This is a genomic window from Salinisphaera sp. G21_0, from assembly GCF_017744115.1.
In the GTDB taxonomy this organism is placed as follows: domain Bacteria; phylum Pseudomonadota; class Gammaproteobacteria; order Pseudomonadales; family Endozoicomonadaceae; genus Endozoicomonas.
Map to the genome: position 1 here is coordinate 69,287 of NZ_JAGHQW010000024.1, position 23,253 is coordinate 92,539.

At 48.7% G+C, this 23,253-nt stretch carries 18 protein-coding genes and 1 pseudogene; 9 read left to right on the forward strand and 10 right to left on the reverse strand.

Annotated elements, in window-relative coordinates; translation table 11 throughout:
* Positions 1-202: 202 nt before the first annotated feature.
* On the reverse strand, positions 203-1,384 hold the full coding sequence (locus J7439_RS12865; RefSeq protein WP_209202193.1) for a metallophosphoesterase: 1,182 nt from the start codon (positions 1,382-1,384) through the stop codon (positions 203-205).
* 655 nt (positions 1,385-2,039) lie between these two features.
* Here J7439_RS12865 and J7439_RS12870 point away from each other — a divergent pair.
* A complete protein-coding gene (locus J7439_RS12870; RefSeq protein ID WP_209202194.1) occupies positions 2,040-3,476 on the forward strand; it encodes a hypothetical protein in 1,437 nt (478 codons plus the stop codon).
* A 402-nt stretch (positions 3,477-3,878) separates the two neighbouring features.
* Entirely contained in the window at positions 3,879-4,256 is a 378-nt protein-coding gene (locus J7439_RS12875) for a NirD/YgiW/YdeI family stress tolerance protein (protein ID WP_209202195.1), read from the forward strand.
* 26 nt (positions 4,257-4,282) lie between these two features.
* Here J7439_RS12875 and cysQ read toward each other — a convergent pair whose 3' ends face one another.
* On the reverse strand, positions 4,283-5,107 hold the full coding sequence (cysQ, locus tag J7439_RS12880; RefSeq protein ID WP_209202196.1) for a 3'(2'),5'-bisphosphate nucleotidase CysQ: 825 nt from the start codon (positions 5,105-5,107) through the stop codon (positions 4,283-4,285).
* Between the two features lie 59 nt (positions 5,108-5,166).
* The gene (nudE, locus tag J7439_RS12885) at positions 5,167-5,745 is read right to left on the reverse strand and encodes an ADP compounds hydrolase NudE (protein WP_209202197.1); all 579 of its coding nucleotides are present in this window, start codon (positions 5,743-5,745) and stop codon (positions 5,167-5,169) included.
* A gap of 201 nt (positions 5,746-5,946) precedes the next feature.
* On the opposite strand from nudE, the gene yrfG reads away from it, so the two are divergent.
* On the forward strand, positions 5,947-6,600 hold the full coding sequence (gene yrfG, locus J7439_RS12890; protein ID WP_209202198.1) for a GMP/IMP nucleotidase: 654 nt from the start codon (positions 5,947-5,949) through the stop codon (positions 6,598-6,600).
* 90 nt (positions 6,601-6,690) lie between these two features.
* Positions 6,691-7,080 (forward strand): ribosome-associated heat shock protein Hsp15, encoded by a 390-nt coding sequence (hslR, locus tag J7439_RS12895; RefSeq protein WP_209202199.1) that lies wholly within the window; start codon positions 6,691-6,693, stop codon positions 7,078-7,080.
* Here hslR and pdxA read toward each other — a convergent pair.
* From pdxA to J7439_RS12920, 5 genes and pseudogenes are all read right to left on the reverse strand, one after another.
* Positions 7,074-8,051, reverse strand: a complete 978-nt coding sequence (gene pdxA, locus J7439_RS12900; protein ID WP_209202200.1) for a 4-hydroxythreonine-4-phosphate dehydrogenase PdxA — start codon at positions 8,049-8,051, stop codon at positions 7,074-7,076. The two genes, hslR and pdxA, sit on opposite strands and share 7 nt — an antisense overlap.
* A 298-nt stretch (positions 8,052-8,349) precedes the next feature.
* A pseudogene (locus tag J7439_RS12905) lies at positions 8,350-9,575 on the reverse strand (HsdM family class I SAM-dependent methyltransferase).
* On the reverse strand, positions 9,575-10,585 hold the full coding sequence (locus J7439_RS12910) for a PDDEXK nuclease domain-containing protein (RefSeq protein WP_286198331.1): 1,011 nt from the start codon (positions 10,583-10,585) through the stop codon (positions 9,575-9,577). The pseudogene J7439_RS12905 and the gene J7439_RS12910 overlap by 1 nt, the downstream one beginning before the upstream one ends.
* Before the next feature lie 25 nt (positions 10,586-10,610).
* Entirely contained in the window at positions 10,611-10,976 is a 366-nt protein-coding gene (locus J7439_RS12915) for a hypothetical protein (protein ID WP_209202202.1), read from the reverse strand.
* A gap of 47 nt (positions 10,977-11,023) precedes the next feature.
* Positions 11,024-12,448 (reverse strand): hypothetical protein, encoded by a 1,425-nt coding sequence (locus J7439_RS12920; RefSeq protein ID WP_209202203.1) that lies wholly within the window; start codon positions 12,446-12,448, stop codon positions 11,024-11,026.
* A 167-nt stretch (positions 12,449-12,615) separates the two neighbouring features.
* On the opposite strand from J7439_RS12920, the gene J7439_RS12925 reads away from it, so the two are divergent.
* The 3 genes from J7439_RS12925 (at position 12,616) to J7439_RS12935 (ending at position 16,693) form a co-directional block, all read left to right on the forward strand.
* Positions 12,616-13,131, forward strand: coding sequence for an RAP domain-containing protein (locus tag J7439_RS12925; RefSeq protein WP_209202204.1), 516 nt, complete (start codon positions 12,616-12,618; stop codon positions 13,129-13,131).
* 76 nt (positions 13,132-13,207) lie between these two features.
* A complete protein-coding gene (locus J7439_RS12930; RefSeq protein WP_209202205.1) occupies positions 13,208-15,994 on the forward strand; it encodes an RAP domain-containing protein in 2,787 nt (928 codons plus the stop codon).
* A 144-nt stretch (positions 15,995-16,138) separates the two neighbouring features.
* Positions 16,139-16,693, forward strand: a complete 555-nt coding sequence (locus J7439_RS12935; RefSeq protein WP_209202206.1) for a hypothetical protein — start codon at positions 16,139-16,141, stop codon at positions 16,691-16,693.
* Positions 16,694-16,870: 177 nt separating this feature from the next.
* Here J7439_RS12935 and J7439_RS12940 read toward each other — a convergent pair whose 3' ends face one another.
* Together J7439_RS12940 and J7439_RS12945 are read right to left on the reverse strand one after the other, a co-directional pair.
* Entirely contained in the window at positions 16,871-17,209 is a 339-nt protein-coding gene (locus J7439_RS12940; RefSeq protein ID WP_209202207.1) for a transposase, read from the reverse strand.
* Positions 17,154-17,723 carry a transposase gene (locus J7439_RS12945; protein ID WP_209202208.1) on the reverse strand — a complete coding sequence of 190 codons (570 nt, stop codon included), beginning with the start codon at positions 17,721-17,723 and terminating at the stop codon, positions 17,154-17,156. Before J7439_RS12945 ends, J7439_RS12940 begins: the two co-directional genes overlap by 56 nt.
* A 118-nt stretch (positions 17,724-17,841) precedes the next feature.
* On the opposite strand from J7439_RS12945, the gene J7439_RS12950 reads away from it, so the two are divergent.
* Both J7439_RS12950 and J7439_RS12955 read left to right on the forward strand, forming a co-directional pair.
* Positions 17,842-21,021 carry an RAP domain-containing protein gene (locus J7439_RS12950; protein ID WP_209202209.1) on the forward strand — a complete coding sequence of 1,060 codons (3,180 nt, stop codon included), beginning with the start codon at positions 17,842-17,844 and terminating at the stop codon, positions 21,019-21,021.
* A 271-nt stretch (positions 21,022-21,292) separates the two neighbouring features.
* Positions 21,293-23,253 (forward strand): DUF1601 domain-containing protein (locus tag J7439_RS12955; protein WP_209202210.1); only part of this gene is annotated, 1,961 nt, incomplete at its 3' end.

Genomic DNA, 23,253 nt, shown 5'->3' on the forward strand with positions numbered 1-23,253 from the left:
AGATGTAGTGATTGCACTTAACTTGCTTAGAACTTTCTTAAATTAGATGGTTGCTGCTTTTGGTGTGTTAATCAGCGATGATGGCATTTATAAAAGAGCAGACCGAATTATATTTGTTTACGCCAGACATTAGAACTCCAAAATGGCAGAAAGTTCCCTGTGCCCGGTTTGGCCTGCACATCAGGCTCATCGAAAGGATGTACTAGTAAAGAGGGTATACACCCTCACTCTCTAACTCGTAACTTGCGCCCTGATCACTTTTCACAATACTGACCTCAAATTGATCTTCCTCAAATCGAACCAGCATGTATTTCTGGAACACCGTTGCACCTCCCAGAAACACAGGGAGGTGTTCACCTGGTCCGTAGAAATCCCACAGGGTGTGAAAATCAACCTGGCCTACAAAAGAGTGCAGGTGACCGGCAAAAATGGCAGAAATTTTATATCGACGCAGGATATCTCTTATCTCATTGGTAAAACCGGAAATGTGGTAGTTCAGGATAATATGTTTGCCTTCACTGCTGGCCTGTTCCAGGTCATTGACCAGCCACTCTCTGGCGGATTGGATATCAAAATAATCCCTTCGGGTCCTGGCAAAGTTCCAGCCATCCCATTGTGCCGTATAGGTTGGGTAATTATTGAGTTGAACGAAATGGATATCACCAATATCCCAGGAATAAGCAAAGCTTTTACTGAATTTTTTTTTCAGTGATGGAAACTCGAAATAAGTCCCCGTGCTGTCATAGTCAAAACTGCGGACATTCAACGTACGCACATGATCTCGTAAATACAGCATCATTCTGGAAGCACAGTTATTCACAAAGCAGCCATCAATATTGTTGGAAATATCATGATTGCCCAGGCCCGGATAGACGTTCATTTTTAATTCGTTATGGTATAGCTGGTAGTAGGCATCGAACTGCCAGTCATAACCAAAAGCGGTCAGGTCGCCATTGATGACAACGCCGGCCAGTTGCTCTTTACCCAGGTCATCCATTAATGCATTCAGGCTTTGCACATAATTCATATTTTCCTGCCAGGCTTTGTCCTGGTCATCACAATTTTCCTTTGATGATTTACATGACCATGGGTACTGAGGGTCTGACATAAATGCCATATAAAAATCGTGATGGTTGAACGGAATCAACCGCGCATAGGAAAAATTGTCTGCCAGCGCTTCTGCCACATTGCCGCTAGCGTTGAAATAGGTTCTGCAAATGCCACTTCCATCCGGTTCATCACAGACCTCCAGTGCCTGATCGGAGGTCAGCTGGATGGGTGTGGCCGAATCATCGGCTTCACACAGAGGCAATAGCTGTTCAGAGTAGTGTTGGAGTTCATGCAGATTCGTGCAGTCTTGTTCTGTAGCCAGGCATTGATTCATGAACACTATGCCCAGGACGAGAGAGGTTAGGCTCTTGGATGCATTCCGGATGGTAAGGTGGGGCATAATGGGCCTCATATTATTGCGAAGTGACTGCGTTATGATGTCCAAATCAATTTTAATTAACTAACACTATGAAAAGGTTAAAAATATATCGACAGATGATGGTTGGATTTGAACAAACATTGAAGAGAGAAAGGTGAGGTGGATGATATCCATTATGTTTTTTGATGGTCATCTGCCCGTCAAACAGTCCTTCATGAACGCGGTGGCCAGAAAGTATTCCATTGAATCGTCTTAAGTAGCTGGCCATATGGAATCGAATATTTCTGGCTACTTGGGCTGGTACTATGCGAGGCACAACGGAGGGAGCATAGCCGTAGCTATGTGACCGGAGTTGTAACGAAGCAGAGTGCCAGCACAAGGAGTCAGAAATATATGATTTCATATGGTTAGCTACTTATCAGCCAGTACGAGAAAGTCTGGATTTATCAGGCTTTCTTTCAGGTTATAACTGAACTGCTGGCCAACCGGGCGAGTTTGGGAACAAAATTCTAATCCGGTTGTCCATAAAACTGATCAGTCAGTCAACATATCGGCTTTTAATCTGGTCAATCACAAGAATTTCGTTTTCATTCTACGTTCTGGAGTTTACATGGCGAATTCCATCCAGTCACAAACATCTATCCGGCGCACTGCCGTCGACGGTGCTGATCAATTATCGTTCGGCACTACACCTGCAGTAGCCGGGACGTTTGATTCCCGGCACACCACCACCACCTCATCTGAGCGCCTTCAACTGAAGATTCTGGGGTATTCTGAGAAGGATATTATTACTGGGGAGACGGCGCTATATGAACGGGCAATTAAACCAACTCCGGCTGATATTATCCAGGAGCTTGCCGGCAAACGCGTTGATATAACCTCCGCATTTCACATCATCAAAGAGGCGATGGACAAGACTCTCGGCTTCCGTAATCAATCTCAAATGGTCAAAGATGTCGCCAGGTTTGCCGAGTCGCTGAAAAAAAGTCTGGACAAAAAAATTGACGAACACCTTACCTCTGCGTGGCCGGAGCAGCAAAAAGTGGCCGAGATTGTCAGCAATTGGCCAGAGTTCCTCAAGGAGTCGGCAACCTACATCCGTTATGGCTGGCCAGTTCTGGCTATTGGTGATGATCAACAGTTCTTATGTGACTTCGGGTCTGCCACAGAAGTCTGCACTCACTACTGTGAATCATACCCGGGTGCCCATCCGCGGATATTTCCTGGTCTTGCAAATCTTCATTATCATAGTTTTGATCCAAAGTACTATAAGAATTATTCTCCAGAGGTCTATCAACGCCGTTTTGGTGAGTTTGCCCAACAAGTTCAGGAGTTGGTTAATAACCCTCCGCCAGATTTCCCCAAAATCGATGAATGTTCATTCCTGGAGTATCCGGTCTTTTTCCGTCTGGTCAAGGATATCTGGCTTGACGCATTATCGACTAATAATACCGGAACCATGGAAAGGGTCAGTCATTTGATGGTGTCGTATACGAAGGTCTTACACAAAATGTCTGAATATCGTTCCAAACCCAAACACCACGACTCTCTGGATGACCAGTTAAGTAGCGCCCATTCTCATAAATTGGGATATGAGGATTTGTTAGTTTTAGCCTTTCAGCTGGCTACGGCCCCTGATAAATGGGAGGAAAACTATAAAGATATTTTCCAGCAGTTGATCAGCCTTGAACTTTCAAGTGAGGAAAGCGAGCTAATGAGATGTTATGACCAATGGACGGAGGGTCCCGTTCAGCAAATGAAGGTCAGTCATTGGGCAGAGTCACTGTTTATTCCGAAGACCATCAAAACCTTGCACTTTCTGCAAGATATTATCAACTATATTAATCAGCCACGTGAGGATTTAAGGGGTGGTCCTCGTTCGGTTTCGAATAGTTTCGAATGGAATGACAGAGACTACTTCGATGCAGATACCAGGCAGCTACTGAAACCCATCATTGCAAAAGACCTGGTGAATTTAGGTCCCCTGGAGGAAACTCAAAAGGTGCTTGATGCTTTTTTCAGCAACAAGGTCCCCAACTTAGCATAATTATCCCGTTGCGTTCAGAAAGACCTGCACAAAAAAGGATCGAATTTACTGTAATGGTACCCCAATATTTTTAATGGGTTTTGGAATTGGATAACCACGAAGGTCAAAAAGAGCAGGGAGAAAAGAAATCTTTTCTTTGTGCTCTTCGTGAACGGTCCCGTCTTCGTTTGGTTAACTGTTTCGATAGATAATTGTTGGCTTTGAACAAACCCGGAAAGCATTTGCTATTCTGAATTGGGTCCTGATTAGCATGGATATTATTTATGATTAGCTACAGAAAAAATAGCTACAAAAATAAATAGCTAAGAAAATAAATAGCGTTTTTAACAGGGTTAAATGGATATTGCATCATAATCCGGCACTGCCGAATAATCATATAAGGATTGAATAGAGATAAGACTTATGACGAAAGGAAAGTTAGCAGGAATAATTCTGTCAGGTTTTATTGCCTCGGCCTGCTCTCAGGAAACACGCTTTAATCTTGACCAGAGCGATATGTCAGAAAAGCCCACGTATCACAAGCAAAGTGTTGAAGAAATTCTGAACACCTCAGACGATGAAGAACTGGTTCGGATTTCCGGTGAAATTGTTAAGAAAATCAAAGGGAAAATATATCTGTTTCGTGGTGAAACCGGTGAGATTAACGTGCTTATTGATGATTCAGCCCTGCCCGATCAGGAGGTTAAGCTGAACTCTCCCAGCATTATTAAAGGTGAGGTGGATAATCCACCTGACAGAGCCCCCAGGGTTGAGGTGGATGATATTCATTATGTCTTTTGATAGCTATCTGCCGCTCATACAGTCCCTCAGGAACGCGGCGGCCAGAAATTATTCCATTGAATCGTTTTATCAGCCAGTACGAGAAAGTCGGGATTAATCAGGCTTTCTTTCAGGTTATAACTGAAACGCTGGCCATCCGCATTAAGAAACAATCCGCCTGCCCCTTCAACAACCGCCTGAACAGCCCCGGTATCCCATTCCGATGTAGGGCCAAGTCTGGGATAGATATCAGCCTGACCCTCAGCTATCAGGCAGCTTTTTAATGCACTGCCAACTTTTCTGGATATCAGGCCCGGATACACCGCTTTCAGTGCGTTAAGGTAGTGACTGGCCTGTTCTGTGCCATAACTGCGGCTGCCAAGAACGATGACTTCCTTCTCCGGAGCGAACTTTCGGGGCCGGATTTCATAAGCAACACCATCGTTAACCTGTTTCCACGCGCCCAGACTTTTACCTCCCCAGTAAGTGGTATCCGTCGCGGGCAGATGCACGATGCCAAGGAGCGGATAGTTATTCTCAATCAGGGCAATATTGACGGAGAATTCACCATTGCGGTTAATAAACTCTTTGGTGCCATCCAGAGGGTCAATCAGCCAGTAACGCTGCCAGTTTTTTCTTTCCTGCCAGGAGGGATGATCCGACTCCTCAGAAAGCAGAGGGTATGTTACCGGTAAACCTTCCAGACCATGAACGATGACTGCATTGGCCGCCAGGTCCGCCTTGGTGACAGGCGTAGTATCCGCCTTGGTTTGTACCCCAAGATCATCCTGCTGATAGACGGCAAGAATACCTTTTCCTGCCTCTCGGGCAATGTGCACTAACTCAGGAATTAAAGACTCAGGATTGCTCATATCTCGCACTCTGGCAAAGGTGGATCAGGCCCTGTTGGCCTGAGCTGGCCGGTTAAGTATCAACCCAGTAACCCGGTTTGAAGTTGCTCGCGCACCATAAACAGGGCTGCGATCACTCTTGCTTCCGTAAAGTCCGGCCGGGCACACAGCGTCATTAACTGATCAAATGAAAACGTCTCGACTTCCAGGGGTTCTGGTTCATCGCCCTCCAGCGTCTCTTCATAAAGGTCCCGGGCCACCATAATATGAATACTGCGTTTCATGTAGTTGGGTGAAAGGCTGAAGTCGCCCAGGTGATGCCAGCGGTGAGCGCCAAAACCGATCTCTTCCTTCAGCTCTCTGTTGCCCCCTTCTTGCAGGGTTTCGCCGGGTTCGGCAAGGCCTTTCGGTAGGGTGAGCTGGTAATCTTCCGTGCCGGCAGCGTACTCCCTGATCATCATGAAATGCTGGTGATCGACCAGTGGCACAACCATCACGCCCCGGTGTCCTGTCTCAAACTCACCGAGACGTTCATAAATACGTTCTTCACCGTTTGAAAACCGGATATCCAGCTCTTCGACCCGGAACAGGCGGGTTCGGGCGATTTCCCGGCATGCGCGAATCTCTGGCTTATTTTTCTGTGGAATGTGTTCCGTCATGGTTTCCTGATGGTACTGGCTGGAAATATCCGGTCATTATAGTGGGTACAGGCTCCTGGTATCCATTGATGTCGGGTCACTTCTGGCCTTGAAAGCACGGAATTTCATTCACATTATGGCACTGATAAAATGGCTGGAAACGTTCAGATATGACCTGTAGCCGGATAACCCCTGAATTCCTCAACTAGCTGAGATGCCCTTATGATTGACTGGACCAAGATCAGCACAGTGTTGCTGGATATGGATGGCACGTTATTAGACCTCCATTTTGACAACTATTTCTGGCAAGAGTACGTGCCGTACAAATATGCAGAGAAACACGGTATTTCTCTGGCCAAGGCAAAAGAGGAGCTTAATCCCCGGTTTGAGCAAATCTATGGCAAGCTGCAGTGGTACTGTCTGGATTACTGGGCCGTGGAGCTGGATCTGGACATTATCGCCATGAAACATGAGATTACCCATCTTATCTCGTTCAGGCCTTACGCCGATGGGTTTCTGCAAAATATCCGGGATCATGGCAAGCAGGTGATTATGATCACCAATGCCCATCGTGACAGCCTCTCTCTGAAACTGGAACGTCTGCCCATGGCGCACTACTTTGATAAGTTAATCAGTTCCCATGACTATGGCTATCCCAAGGAGGAACAGAGTTTCTGGCGGGCACTGGAAGACGATATTGCCCTCGATAAGAAACATGCACTGTTTATTGATGACAATATCGGCATTCTTGATTCAGCAAAAACCTATGGTATTGCCGAGCTGCTGGCCATCCGTTATCCCGACAGTCAAAAAGGGCCCTGGGACACTGGCACCTACAATGCTGTTGAGGATTTCCGGGAACTGTTTATTTCTTAGCGTATTTTTTCCTGAAAAGACTGTCCGTCCGAGATGTGAGTCTCGACCTGCCGCAGCCTTTTCACGATAAAAAGCAGTCAGGGGGACCGAATGAGTAATAGTGAAAAGATCAGACTTGATAAATGGTTATGGGCAGCACGCTTTTATAAGACCCGCAGCATTGCCAAAGAAGCCATAGACGGTGGCAAAGTGCACTTGAATGGTCAGCGGTGCAAGCCAGGCAAAGAGCCCCGGGTGGGTGATGTGATAAAACTTCGTGCTGGCTGGGATGAGCGCATTGTTATCGTTAAGCAGCTCAGTGATAAGCGGCAGAAGGCTGAGCTGGCCCAGCAGCTTTATGAAGAAACGCCTGAGAGCCTTCAGGCCCGGGAAGAGGCTGCCGCGAATCGAAAAGCCTTGCGAGGTGCCATGCCCAGACCCGATCACCGTCCGGATAAAAAGCAGCGTCGTGAGATCCTGAAGCATAAAGCGGATTACTGATTTCGGTTGGTTCCATCGGTATATTGTATGGCGACTTTGATCGCTTCCGTCAGGCTGACTTCGCTGGCCTGACCGGTACCGGCGATATCATAGGCGGTTCCGTGATCCACCGAGGTTCTCAGAAATGGCAGGCCACAGGTAATGGAAACCGTACGTTGAAAGTCCACCATCTTGGTGGCGATATGGCCCTGGTCATGATACATGGACAGCACCCCATCATAAGCGCCGTTAAGCGCCTGATGAAACACGGAGTCAGCGGGAACGGGACCAGTGATATTCCACCCTTCCTTCCTGGCCCGCATCACCGCAGGCTCAATGGCGCAGACTTCTTCATCGCCAAACAGTCCGTTCTCGCCACAGTGGGGGTTCAAACCGGCCACGGCCAGCGATGGCGAATGGATGCCCAGGGACTTGAGAATCTGGTAAGACTTGACAATGCCCTTGAAAACCCGCTCTTCAATAATGGCATCACAGGCCTGCCTGAGCGACAGATGGCGGGTAAGAAAGAAAACCCTGAGCCCGGCAACCTGGAAGAGCGTAATAGGGTCATGGGTGTGAGTCAGTGATGCCAGTATTTCCGTATGGCCGATATGAGGAATCTTTGCCGCTTTGAGCGACAGCTTATTGATAGGTGGGGTAACGATGGCGCTTTTTTTCTGCTGTTGAACATAGTGAACCGCCTGCTCAATAAACTGGTATGCTGCCGCTCCGGTTTCTGCAGAGACTTTCCCGAAAATAATGTTGTCGATATTTACGATTGGACAGTCAATCAGGCTGATTTGTCCGGGCTGATGCAAGTCAGGAGTCGTGTGTTGAATCAAACGGAAGCTGACCTTCTCCCTGCACAGGCTGGCTGCCTGTTCCAACCATCGAACATCCCCCATCACCACTGGCCGACAGGTGCTGGCAAGCTCCGGGGCACATAGTGACTTGATGATGATTTCTGCGCCGATACCGGCTGGGTCACCCATGGGGATACAGATCAGGGGAGGCATTTCGGCTATCGGTCACACCGGGACCGCCTGCAAGGCTGGAGACTCATATCAGCTTAGCAGTAAAGTTGAGTGCCACAAGACTTCATTTCTGAGTAGTAAATAGGGTTGTGGAGGTAATCAAACCGTTTCTTGGTTATCATGACTGCAGCAACCGTGTGGAGTGAACCATGTTACGTCAAGTTTCTGTACCACAACGGTATTAGCAGTCATTCAGGGTATACACTTAAGCGGCTCTCCTCTGGCACGGAGAGTTGAGAGTTAAGTTAAAGTGATGTTAGAGCTGTTCTGGCTCTGGCAAACCTTCTGCCACATCGCGGAACAAGGCCAAAGCAGCTTCCAGATGATCAATAATCTCCTGCTGCAAAATGGCAGGAGGAGGCAGGTTGTCGAGATTATCCAGGCTGTCATCTTTGAGCCAGAAAATATCCAGACTGGCTTTATCCCGCGCGATCAACTGATCATATTTGAAAAACCGGAAACGTTCGGTTTCAGTACGATTCAGCCGATCCGTCGGGTTGTAACACTGAATAAACTCCTGAAGGTCACTCAGCGTTAATGGCCGCTGCTTCAGAGTGAAGTGTTTGTTCGTCCGTAAATCATAGAACCAGCTGCCTTTGGTATGCACCTTTCCATCTCTGGGGGCATTATCAAAAAAGACCACATTGGCTTTAACACCATTGGCGTAGAAAATGCCCGTGGGCAGACGCAATATGGTATGTACATCGCAGGTTTGCAGCCACTTCTTGCGGATACGCTCCCCAACGCCCCCTTCAAACAGTACGTTATCCGGCAGTACCACCGCAGCTTGACCATCAGACTTGAGCATGGCAACAATATGCTGAAGGAAGTTCAGCTGTTTATTGGTAGTGGTGGCCCAGAAATCCTGACGCTCATAGGTAATTGCGTCTTTGTCTTCTTCCCCTTGCTTGTTGGTAATGGTGAGGCGGCTCTTTTTACCAAACGGAGGGTTGGCCAGCACATAGTCCACTTTCTGGGCTGGAGGCTGGGTAAGAGCATCGGCACGGGCAACGCAGGGGTCGCCTTCGATATCACCAATATTGTGCAGGAACAGGTTCATCAAACAGAGACGACGGGTAGAAGGAACAATTTCATTCCCGTAAAAGGTCTCGTCGCGCAGGAACTTTTTCTGCTTAGGGTTGAGCTGCTGCTTGGCAATCCAGTGATAAGCACTCAGAAAGAAACCACCGGTTCCACAGGCTGGGTCGGCGATGGTTTTCATGGGTTTAGGCTGTACGCATTCAACCATGGCTTCGATAATGGCCCGGGGCGTAAAGTATTGCCCGGCACCGCTTTTGGTGTCTTCCGCGTTTTTCTGGAGAAGGCCTTCGTACAGATCACCTTTGGTGTCGGAGTCCATACCCAGCCACTGTTCACCATCGATCATTTTAATAATACGGGGTAGTCACCATAGCCCACACCATCATCACGCAGTGTATGGCAATAGTTCCAGACCTTTTGCACCAGTGAAGATGCGTTCATTAATCAGAGTCCTTAAGCACATACTTCTTTTGTGCTTCATCAATAGCGCGCTGCAAACGGTGGTGCAGCACTTCACGCTCAGGTAAAACGGTTAAATATTCTGCGACATGGATACCGGCATCATCCAGCTGCAGCAGTTCAATCTGTTCTTTACGGTTTTCGGCACAGAGAATAATGCCCAGTGGCGGCTTTTCTCCTGGCTGGCGTTCATGCTTATCCAGCCAGCGCAGGTAAAGCTCCATTTGCCCTTTGTAGTGGGCCTTGAAGCGACCAATCTTCAAATCCACCGCGACCAGTTGCTTTAACTGACGGTTGTAGAACAGCAGGTCAATATAGAAATCTTCACCATCGATCTGGATGCGCTTTTGGCGGGCAATAAATGAGAAACCAGCGCCAAGCTCCAGCAGGAAGTTCTCAAGCTCGCGCAGAATAGCGTCTTCAAGATCTCTTTCAAGGTAGTGAACATTCAGCTGCAAGAAATCCAGGACATAAGGGTCTTTCAATATCAGGCTGGGTTCCAGACGGTTTTTCTCGGCCAGGGTCTGCAGCTCTTTCTGAATCAGGGCTTCCGGCTTTTTGGAAAGGGCCGTGCGTTGATAGAGCATGGAGTCGATCCGCTCCCCCAGTTCCCGTACGCTCCAGCCTTCGATACGGCACATCTGGGCGTAGAACTCCCGCTGCAGCGGGTCTTTCATGGGAATCAGGGCGATAAAATGGGTCCAGCTCAATTGTCGCATCAGCGATACGACAATTTCCCGGTCTGAGAAAACCTCGGCAAATTGCATCATCCGGCGCAGCTGTTTATCGGAGAAGCCTCGGCCAAATTCCTGAGTGAGCTGTTTGGCCAGGGAAACCACTATCTGCTTGCCGTACTTGGCTCGTTCACCGCCCAGAACCTCCTGATTGATGCGATGGCCGATCTGCCAGTACATAAAGGTCAGGGAGGCGTTGACGGCGGCTGAGGCTTTTTGGCGGGAGTTGGTGATGAGCTGCTTTAATTCTTTGAACAAACCGCTTTCGATGTTGTCAAGTCTTTCACGCTGCTTTACCTTGCCTTTGAGTAGCTAGGCCAGACCTTATGTAATCAATCATCGTTTGATTACCCGAGCTAAAATGATGTGCAATCATCATAGCAATCTTGTGATTTAAAAAGCTAATTCCTCCGCTTCTATTTCTGGTCTTATAAGAAACATAGGAGTTTATGGAGTGCACAATATCGTGATTAGAGCTATCGTAGGTGATTTCTTGGATAACGAGCCAATCAAGAAGATCACCAAGCACTAAATCGTAACTTGGGGATAACACACTTTTTGTTAACCGGTCTCGGATGGAGAAAATTTGATTCCATGTTTGAACCTCTTCATCATCTGGGAGAAAACTAATTTCCCAGACAGGGCTCATATCATCTCTACCGAAAGGATTGGGTGAAAGTCTCATACTGACAAGTACTATGGATCTACTTTATTAGGAAATGGGATGACATTGTCATTATGACCGCTGATCTTGGCTCGATAGGTGACCGACAAAAGCCGCCAGCCCTTATCAAACCAGTCGCTCTGGATTAAAGACCTGAGTGTTAGAATCCCTTGGCCTCCCGGATTTCTCCACCGCATTCCCGAACACTTCATGCGCTGAGTAACCAGTGTTTTGCATGCCGCTTCAATCACTCCGGAGCCGATGGGAAGACTTTTTGACAAATGCTCTGCGTACTTCATCCGTGGGCTATTTTTTCTGAAGTATTCCAGTTCGGTCTTAAGCTTGGATCGGCGCGGGTGTTTTTTGTGTTGGTAAGCCAGGGCCTTGATGACTTTATCAATTCCGCCAGTTTCTTCTTTCAGAATATGCCGGTACGTTTTGAACTTCTCTTTAGCCTTTGGACTATTTTCACCGTACGACAGATCAAAGGCTTTCTTCAGGTGCTCTGCCGCATGGTAAAAGTCGATAATTTCATGACCTTCAGGTAACTCGCTGGAGAGATATGTCCAGTTGTCTTTGGCTCCATCTGCGACTTTCACCAATGTCAGACCCGGCTTTTGTTCAAGGACCTTATTCAGGTGATTCTTGATGGTCTGTTTCAACGTCTCCTTTTTGCTCTCGGGCATTCGCCCCATTCTTATGGTGGATAGCCGATTACCCAGATCATCATAAAACGACAGCGTTCCACAACTGGCTTCCTGACAACCCGCAGGGCCTCGGGTACGCTTGCCTTCAGCAGCTCCCTTGTCTCGTTTTTCCTGACGCTTTCCGTCTTTCATAGGCAGCATTGCACCATCAAGAGAGGTCGCTACCGTTACTGCATTGGCTGGAACCTGAAAGTTGTCTGCCAGAATATACTCAAAAGGTTCAAGATACTGCTCCCACCGTTCACTGAGTTTTGCAGGAAGACGAGCCAAAGTACTGGCCGACGGCTTCATATTTCCCAACAACTCAAGAAGGCTTGAAACTTCGGTTGGTGGCAACTGAGCCACCATCCACGCCGCTTGTTTTGCCGCCCTGGGTAACCAGAACCCTTCAACAATCCCTGCCCGGAGTTCCAGGGGGACTATACATTTGCTTCCTGAGCCGGATCGATACAGGGTTCGCTTTACCCGGACAGGGCCAGCGGCAGATTGGTATGTTTGATGATTTTGAGCCACCCTGCGATAAACGGTGCCCTTGACCTCAATGGAAGGTTCATTGACGTCCAGTTTTTGAAGGTCTTCAGAGAGAATCTCCTGCTCTGCAAGAGTCATGAGGTTATGAAGTTCATTTTCGTAATCCTCCCAGTGGAGCCCATGGCATGACTGGCGAAGAAGAGATAACCGATGTTGCAGCGTCTCGATTGCAGGGCAGTAACTACTAGTGGGAATGGTCAGTGGCTGACATACTTCCATGGGGGGCGGCCTCTCGCAGATGATTCTTTTGTCACATGAAAATCATAGCTGCGTTTGGTCGCCTTTCTTGTTCGGGAATTTTGGCTCCGGGACATAAATTCTATGCTCCAGGGTCTGTAGTTGTGCTCAGTATGAGACTTTCACCCAATAATTTGCTTGAAAAACAAATGGATGACCTGTTGACTCGCCTGGAAAATACATCCCCGGATAATGAAGAGGATCAACAAATCATTTCCATGGCCGCAAGTTGGCTTGGGAGAACGTGTCCGGTCATCCCCCATTACCAGACAAACATTTCAAAACCTCAAACCGACTTCCGCGATCAACTCCAGTCATGCCTTCCCTCTTTGAATATTGAAGAAGAAAAGAGTCTGAACTCATTACCTCCGGTTGACCTGCTCCTGCCAGACCACAACATGGTGATTGAAATTCAGGGACCGTCTCATTACGTGAGTGGTGATTTCAACACCAGGAATGGTTCGACTCTACTTAAAATCGCACTGCTGCAAAAAGCAGGATTTGAGGTCATTGAAATCCCGGTTAACCAGCTCAGGAGCCGGGATTCAATAAAACTATATATTGATCAAATAAAGACCAGGGTAGACATCCCGCCACAGGGTCATGGCTCTGTATTACTGAAAAGCGGGTCGGCCGATGAGAAATACGGCACTGCTTATATATAATTATTTCAGCAAAATGAACTTCTGAACTGCACAGCAGTCTGCTTTTTATATTTGCATGAATTAATGAAATATAATTATGGACAGAAGCTCTGTCGGTATCAGTAGTCAATACGCAAGATCCGATAATAATCATAACCGACCGGGTGGTCGTGCTGCTGCTTCGAGGCGTGGACGATACAGACATGCCACAGTCAGGCAGTGGGATGATAGCCCACGCAATAATCCGGGGCGTACTACATTTTACCGTTCTTCTGACGAACGCCCTTCTCAACATCTACAGCGCCGTTCAGTAACCCCTCCTCAAGATTTTAATGCGCTCATCAAACAGGAAATAATGGATGATCTGGTGAGTCAATCGAATCGTTTCGGGTGTCGCTATAATGGGAGAAATCACGGCTGGTATGCCAGTTCAATTAAAAAATACACATCAGCTGCTAAACGACCGTTAAATCGAGCGGAACAAAGCCAGCTGGTGCGTTTGATGCAAAATTTTACCATAACACGGCGTTGGGACTGGCGAAGCCTTACGGCCACACTTCATTCATTGACTTCAGCGGGTGTTTTTACCCCTCATAAACCCGTGGATAAGGGTGTTAAGAGCACTCAAGCTGCCTTATTGTCAACGCTACTTGATGTAATCATATTCAAGTGCAACCAAAAACCTCAAGCCTGGGACATTGATGCACGGGGAATCGCCAACCTGCTGTGGGCCATGGCGAAACTGGTAGACAACGAGCAGGAGTGGACACCAGGGCTCAAAGCGACAGTGGCCGCGCTGATGCCCCACGTGAATGCACAGAAAGACCAATTTATTCCTCAGCATATCGCCAACCTGCTGTGGGCAATGGCGAAACTGGTGGTCAACGGGCAGGAGCAGACACCAGAGCTCAACAAGGCCGTGGCCACGTTATTGACCAACGTGAACACTCAGAAAGCGAACTTTAAACCACAGGAAATCACCAACCTGCTGTGGGCCATGGCGAAACTGGTGGACAACGGCCAGGAGCGGATACCAGAGTTCAAAGAGGCTGTGGCCGCGCTGTTGCCCCACGTGAACGCACAGAAAGACCAATTTAATGCCCAGGAAATCGCCAACCTGCTGTGGGCCATGGCGAAACTGGTGGACAACGGCCAGGAGCAAACACCAGAGTTCAACGAGGCGGTGGTCGCGCTGTTGCCCCACGTGAACACACAGAAAGACCAATTTATTCCTCAGCATATCGCCAACCTGCTGTGGGCCATGGCGAAACTGGTGGACAACGGGCTGGAGCAGATGCCAGTGCTCAACGAGGCCGTGGCCGCGCTGTTGCCCCACGTGGACACTCAGAAAGACCAATTTATTCCTCAGCATATCGTCAACCTGCTGTGGGCCATGGCAAAACTGGTGGACAACGGGCAGGAGCAGACACCAGGGCTCAAAGAGGCCGTGGCCGCTCTGTTGCCCCACGTGAACGCTAAGAAAGACCAATTTAATGCCCAAGGTAACGCCAACCTTCTGTGGGCCATGGCAAAACTGGTGGACAACGGGCAGGAGCAGACACCAGGTCTCAAAGAGGCCGTGGCCGCGCTGTTGCCCCACGTGAACGCAAAGAAAGACCAATTCAATGCCCAGGATATCGCCAACCTGCTTTGGGCCATGGCGAAACTGGTGGACAACGGGCAGGATCAGACATCAGAGCTCAACGAGGCCTTGGCCACGCTGTTGTCCTGCGTCAACGTACAGAAAGCTAGCTTTAAACCACAGGGTATCACCAATCTGCTGTGGGCCATGGCGAAACTGGTGGACAACGGGCAGGAGCGAACACAAGGGCTCAACGAAGCTGTGGCCGCGCTGTTACCCCACGTAAACACACAAATAGCGAACTTTAAACCACAGGAAATCGTTAACCTGCTGTGGGCCATGGCGAAACTGGTGATCAACGGGCAGGAGCGAACACCAGGGCTCAAAGAGGCCGTGGCTGCGCTGTTGCCCCAAGTGAACGCACAGAAAGACCAATTTAATGCCCAGGGTATCACCAACCTGCTGTGGGCCATGGCGAAACTGGGGGAGCTCGTTGAGCTGAATGTGGTTAAATCCACGTCTGAACATCTTGTCTACCAAATCAGTAAATGCCCTCAGTTATCTCAGCAAGATATATCGATGTCTCTCTGGGGAGTATTGGTATGCTGTGCCAGGCTGTCTCCCGAATTCAATACCAATAAAAACAGCTTGCTTGAAAAGCACATGGATGCCCTGTTTACTCGCCTGGAAAATGCACTCCCTAACAATGAAGAGGAACAATCCATCATTGCCATGGCCGCATGCTGGCTTGGCAGGGCGTGTCCGATCGTCCCTCATTACCAGACCAGCATTTCAAAACATCAAACCGACTTCCGCGATCAACTTCAATCATCTATTCCCTCTTTAAAGATTGAAGTAGAAAGGAGTCTGAACTCATTACCTCCGGTTGATCTGCTACTGCCAGACCACAATATTATTATTGAAATTCAGGGACCCTTTCATTACGTGAGTGGTGATTTCCAAACCAGGAATGGTTCGACTCTGCTGAAAATCGCACTGCTGCAAAAAGCAGGATTTGAGGTCATTGAAATCCCGACTAGCACCTTTTTGAACCCGGATTCAATAAAACGATGTATTGATGAAATAAAGACCAGGCTGGACATCCCGCCACAGGCCCATGGTTCTGTATCCTATAAAATCGGGTGGGCAGATGAGGCAAACGTTACCGTCGATAACGGGTGTCAATCCTCACATCACTATTACTTAATCGGCGAAGAGCATTCAGAAAAGCAAACAGGCAAACCCAAAAAAAGAACAAGGAAGAGGAAAAAAAAGCCAAGGTCCTTCAATCAAATATTTTGAACTTTTTTCTGGAAAGAAAGTCGGATGTTAGAGGAAATGTTTTAGTTTGATCTATCGCCGTAATAACTAACAACTAAATCTAAGTAAGTAGCCCTTATTTTCTAAATCTAAGTATGTAGCCCTTATTTTCAGGAGTTAACAATCATGCAACCAGCCCCGATTGCTCCGTCCAAACGCTTGTTAGACTATATAGATTTTGATTTGCTGGCAGGTTCGGCCTGTTGTGGAGTTTTTGGTCACATTTTCGGTAGCATCGTTAGCCCTATAACACCTTTACCAGTTGGTTTTATGACATTTAGCGGTGCCAATCTCCTGGCTGGCACCCTGAATCGTCGCAACATTGCCTGGCATCAATACACTACTGTACTACTGCACAAAAACAAACAGCAGTTAAACAATGCACTAGTGGAAAGGTTTGAACAATTATCGAACAAGCTGAGACAGAGCACTTTGAAACTTACCGAAATCCAGACAAAAATTGAGAATCTTGAAAAGGATATTAAGGAATTGAACAAAAAGCCAATGGAAAAGCTGGATCAATTATACAGGAAACAAAAAGAGATTAATGAGAGCTGCAAAAAAAATCGTGAGGAAATTGCTGCCCTCCGGGAACTATTAAACCAATCAACGTTGGTAACTAACCAGCCTGCACCATTGAACCAACTACCCACAGACATTGCACAACAAAAAAACAAGTAGTTGCCCTGGATAGCTCCAATAAGTAGCTAACCCTATGAAATCATATATTTCTGACTCCTTGTGCCGGCACTCTGCTTCGTTACAACTCCGGTCACATAGCTACGGCTATGCTCCCTCCGTTGTGCCTCGCATAGTACCAGCCCAAGTAGCCAGAAATATTCGATTCCATATGGCCAGCTACTTAAAGTTACTCATAAGTAGTTGGCAATCCTTGCTGGGTGATAATACCAGCAAGACAATCAGGTGTTTGATGAAGTTTTCATCCTGTCCTCTGGGACAATAGAACAGCTCATAAGCGCACCGGGCCGAGGTATTCTTGATTGATGTCACTACAAAGCGAGGGTTGTCACCCATCGGGTTCACTTCAGCCTGATATATGACAAGTGTATCCAGCCCTTTCCAGCTCTTTGCCTGATACTGAGCCTCGCTATACAGACGCACCCGGTAAGGTATCGGTAATTTATTTAATCGGGCGTAAGCTGGACGTGTTTGCAGACAGTGGCGAGCTTCTGCCATGCTTTCGTCCCGAAGGTGTTTTACCCGGCCGAAGAATGGCTGTGATCAACTTCCCGCTCAAACCTTCAAAAATCATCAGTGGCAAGTAGCAGGTGTTGCCGTATTTGGTACTAAACAGACTGTACTGTTGAGCACCGTGGGTCAGGCTGGCCGTGTGATCCAGATCAATGACTGCCAGCTTGGGCGGTTTTTTATAGCTGCTGAGAAAATGCTCTGCAAAGGCGTAGGTCAGATCGTATATATCCCTGCGGGACAAGCCCTTCCCGAGTCGTGTAAATGTGGGGGCTGATGCCAGATGGGTCTCGGCATTTAGAGGACTGCGACCGACAGCGAGCTTGAACATGGGGTCCTTACGCAAATGGTTGCTGTCATTGGCATCCTGATAACCGCAGGCCATTTGCAGCACTCTTTGCGTCAGAAGATCCTGCATGGAATGGTCAATATAGGATTGATGTCGTTTGTCCTGGATTGCCTTGACGAGCCGGGGAATTATGAAATCTAGAACCGTGTTCATACGCCCGATTAAATAAATTACCGATACCTTTTCCGGTGATAAACATTTCAGCAAAATGAACTTCTGAACCGCACAGCAGTCTACTTTTTATATTTTCATGAATTAATGAAATATAATTATGGACGGAAGCTCTGCCGGTATCAGTGGTCAATACGCAAGATCCGATAATAATCATAACCGACCGGGTGGCCGTGCTGCTGCTTCGAGGCGTGGACGATACCGACAGGCCACGGTCAGGCAGTGGGATGATACCCCACGAACAAACCCGGGGCGTACTACATTTTACCGTTCTTCTGACGCACGCCCTTCTCAACATCTACAGCGCCGTTCAGTTAACCCTGCTCAAGATTTTAAGGCGCTCATCAAACCAGAAATAATGGCTGATCTGGTGAGTAAATCTTATCGTTTCGGTGATCGCTATGATGGGAGAAATCACGGCCTATATGCCAATTCAATTAAAAAATACACATCCGCTGCTAAAAGACCGTTAAATCGAGCAGAACAAAGCCAGCTGATATGTTTGCTGCAAAATTTTACCATAACACGACGTTGGGACTGGCGAAGCCTTACAACAACACTCCATTCATTGACTTCAGCGGGTTTTTTTACCCCTCATAACCCGGATGAGCGTGTCAAGCTAACTCAAGTTTCCTTATTGTCAACACTACTTGATGCCATCATATTCAAGTGCCACCAAAAACCTCAAGCCAAGGACATTAATGCCCAGGAAATCGCCAACCAGCTGTGGGCGATAGCAAAACTGGTAGACAACGGGCAGGAGTGGGCACCAGGGCTCAAAGAGGCCGTGACCGCGCTGTTGCCCCACGTGAACGCACAGAAAGACCAATTTATTCCCCAGCATATCGCCAACCTGCTGTGGGCCATAGCGAAACTGGTGGACAATGGGCAGGAGCGGATACCAGAGTTCCAAGAGACCGTGGCCACGCTGTTGCCCCACGTGAACGCACAGAAAGACCAATTTAATACTCAGGATATCGCCAACCTGCTGTGGGCCATGGCGAAACTGGTGGACAACGGACAGGAGCAGACAACAGGCCTCAGAGCGACAATAGTCACGTTGTTGCCCCACGTAAACGTACAGAAAGACCAATTTATTCCTCAGCATATCACCAATCTGCTGTGGGCCATGGCGAAACTGGTGGATAACGGGCTGGAGCGGACACCAGGGCTCAAAAAGGCCGTGGCTGCGCTGTTGCCCCACGTGAACGCACAGAAAAACCAATTTAAGGCCCAGGGTATCGCCAACCTACTGTGGGCCATGGCAAAACTGGTGGACAACGGGCAGCAGTGGACACCGAGGCTCAAAGAAACCGTGGCCGCGCTGTTGCCCCACGTGAATGCACAGAAAAACCAATTTAAGACCCAGGGTATCGTCAACCTGCTGTGGGCCATGGCGAAACTGGTGGTCAACGGGCAGGATCTGACCCCGGAACTCAACGAGGCCGTGGCCGCGTTGTTGCTCCGGGTAAACGCACAGAAAGATCGATTTAATGCCCAGGGTATCGCCAACCTGCTGTGGGCTGTGGCGAAACTGGTGGACAACGGGCAGGAGCGGATACCAGAGTTCCAAAAGGTCGTAGCCACTCTATTGCCACGGGTGAGGGCACAGAAAGACCAATGTAATACTCAGGATCTCGCCAACCTGCTGTGGGCCATAGCGAAACTGGTGGACAACGGACAGGAGCAGACAACAGGCCTCAAAGCAACAGTGGCCGCGCTGTTGCCCCACGTGAACGCGCAGAAAGATCGGTTTATTCCTCAGCATATCGCCAACCTGCTGTGGGCCATGGCAAAACTGGTGGTCAACGGGCAGGAGCGAACAGCAGGGCTGAACGAGGCCGTGGCCGCGCTGTTGCCCCACGTGAATGGACAGAAAGCTGATTTTAAACCACAGGAAATCGCCAACCTGCTGTGGGCCATGGCGAAACTGGTGGACAACGGGCAGGAGCCGACAGCAGTGCTCAACGAGGCCGTGGCCGCGCTGTTGCCTCTCGTGAAGGTTCAGCAAGACCAATTTATTCCTCAGCATATCGCCAACCTGCTGTGGGCCATGGCGAAACTGGTGGACAACGGGCAGGAACAGACACCAGGGCTCAACGAGGCCGTGGCCGCACTATTGCCCCTCATGAACGCACAGAAAGACCAATTTAATGCCCAGGGTATTGCCAACCTGCTGTGGGCCATCGCAAAACTGGTGGACAACGGGCAGGAGCAGACACCAGGGCTCAAAGCGGCCATAGCCATGCTGCTGCCCCACGTGAAAGCACTGAAAGCGAACTATAACCCCCAGGAAATCGCCAACCTGCTGTGGGCCATGGCAAAACTGGTGGACAACGGGCAAGAGCAGACACCAGAGTTCAAAGAGGCTGTGGGCGGGCTGCTGCCCTGCGTGAACGCACAGAAAGACCAGTTTAACCCCCAGGATATTGCCAACCTGCTGTGGGCCATCGCAAAACTGGGTGAGCTCGTTGAGCTGAACGTGGTTAAATCCACGTCTGAACTTCTTGTCTACCAAATCAGTCAATGCCCTCAGTTATCTCAGCAAGATATATCGATGTCTCTCTGGGGAGTATTGGTATGCTGTGCCAGGCTGTCTCCCGAATTCAATACCAATAAAAACAGCTTGCTTGAAAAGCACATGGATGCCCTGTTTACTCGCCTGGAAAATGCACTCCCTAACAATGAAGAGGAACAATCCATCATTGCCATGGCCGCATGCTGGCTTGGCAGGGCGTGTCCGATCGTCCCTCATTACCAGACCAGCATTTCAAAACATCAAACCGACTTCCGCGATCAACTTCAATCATCTATTCCCTCTTTAAAGATTGAAGTAGAAAGGAGTCTGAACTCATTACCTCCGGTTGATCTGCTACTGCCAGCCCACAATATTATTATTGAAATTCAGGGACCCTCTCATTACGTGAGTGGTGATTTCCAAACCAGGAATGGTTCGACTCTGCTGAAAATCGCACTGCTGCAAAAAGCAGGATTTGAGGTCATTGAAATCCCGACTAACACCTTTTTGAACCCGGATTCAATAAAACGATGTATTGATCAAATAAAGACTAGGATCGACATCCCACCACAGGCCTATGGCTCTGTATCCTATAAAATCGGGTGGACAGATAAGGCAAACGTTACCGCCGATAAAGGAGGGCAATCCTCACATCACTGTTACTTAACCGGCGAAGAGCATTCAGAAAAGCAAACAGGCAAACCCAAAAAAAGAACAAGGAAGAGGAAAAAAAAGCCAATAACCTCTGCCCTTTCACCATGACTCTAGGAGGCTGACCGAGAATAGACTGCCCTACTGCGGTGGCAGCAAATTGGTCTAAAAAGTCGGAAATTTTTAGCAAATAGAACCACTATTCACTAAAAATTTCGGACTTTTTATCCTCAATTTTCTGCCATCCTCGCTACGGGCGCTATTCTCGGTCAGCCTCCTGGAACCGTGTTCATATTCCGGTGATAAACATTTCTGCAAAATGAACTTCTGAACCGCACAGCAGTCTGCTTTTTATGTTTCCATGAATTAATGAAATATAATTATGGACGTAAGCTCTGCCGGTATCAGTGGTCAATACGCAAGATCCGATAATAATCATAACCGACCGGGTGGCCGTGCTGCTGCTTCGAGGCGTGGACGATACCGACAGGCCACGGTCAGGCAGAGGGATGATACCCCACGAACAAACCCGGGGCGTACTACATTTTACCGTTCTTCTGACGCACGCCCTTCTCAACATCTACAGCGCCGTTCAGTTAACCCTGCTCAAGATTTTAAGGCGCTCATCAAACCAGAAATAATGGCTGATCTGGTGAGTAAATCTTATCGTTTCGGTGATCGCTATGATGGGAGACATCACGGTCTGTATGCTGATTCAATTAAAAGATACACATCAGTTGCTAAAAGACAGTTAAATCAAGCTGAACAAAGCCAGCTGATACGTTTGCTGCAAAATTTTACCATAACACGGCGTTGGGACTGGAGAAGCCTTACAACAACACTCCATTCATTGACTTCAGCGGGGTTTTTTACCCCTCATAACCCCATGGATGAGCGTGTCAAGCTAACTCAAGCTTACTTATTGTCAACACAACTTGATGCCATCATATTCAAGTGCAACCAAAAACCTCAAGCCAGGGACATTGATGCCTGGGGAATCTCCAACCAGCTGTGGGCAATGGCGAAACTGGTAGACAACGGGCAGAAGTGGACACCAGGGTTCAAAGCGACAGTGGTCGCGCTGTTGCCCCACGTGAACGCACAGAAAGTCCAATTTATTCCTCAGCAGATCGCCAACATGCTGTGGGCCATGGCGAAACTGGTAGTCAACGGGCAGAAGCTGACACCAGAGCTCAACGAGACCTTGGCCATACTTTTGTCCCACTTGAACGCACAGAAAGCTAACTTTAAGCCACAGGAAAATGCCAACCTGCTGTGGGCCATGGCAAAACTGGTGGACAACGGGCTGGAGCATACACCAGGGCTCAAAGAGGCCTTAGTCGCGCTGTTGCCCAACGTGAACGCAAAGAAAGACCAATTTGATGCCCAGCATATCGCCAACATGCTATGGGCCATGGCGAAACTGGTGGACAACAGGCTGGAGCAGATACCAGGCCTCAAAGAGGCCGTGGCCGTGCTGTTGACCCTTGTGAACACACAAAAAGCTAACTTTAAGCCACAGGAAACTGCCAACCTGCTGTGGGCCATGGCGAAACTGGTGGACAACGGGCTGGAGCAGACACCAGGGCTCAAAGAGGCCTTAGCCGTGTTGTTACCCCACATGAACGCACAGAAAGACCAATTTAATGCCCAGGGTATTGCCAACCTGCTGTGGGCCATCGCAAAACTGGTGGACAACGGGCAGGAGCAGACACCAGGGCTCAAAGCGGCCATAGCCATGCTGCTGCCCCACGTGAAAGCACTGAAAGCGAACTATAACCCCCAGGAAATCGCCAACCTGCTGTGGGCCATGGCGAAACTGGTGGACAACGGGCTGGAGCAGATACCAGGGCTCAAAGAGGCCTCAGGCGCATTGTTGCCCCACGTGAATACACAGAACGCTAACTTTATACCACAAGGTATCGTCAACCTGCTGTGGGCCATGGCGAAACTGGTGGACAACGGGCAGGAGCAGACACCAGGGCTCAAAGCGGCCATAGCCATGCTACTGCCCCACGTGAAAGCACTGCAAGCTAACTTTAACCCCCAGGAAATCGCCAACCTGCTGTGGGCCATGGCAAAACTGGTGGACAACGGGCAGGCGCAGACACCAGAGCTCAAAGCGGCCGTAGCCACGCTGCTGTCCCATGTGAAGGCACTGAAAGCTAACTTTAAACCCCAGGAAATCGCCAACATGCTGTGGGCCATGGCGAAACTGGTAGACAACGGGCAGGCGCAGACACCAGAACTCAAAGAGGCTGTGGCCGCATTGCTGCCCCACGTGAACGCACAAAAAGACCAATTTATTCCTCAGGGTATCGCCAACCTGCTGTGGGCCATGGC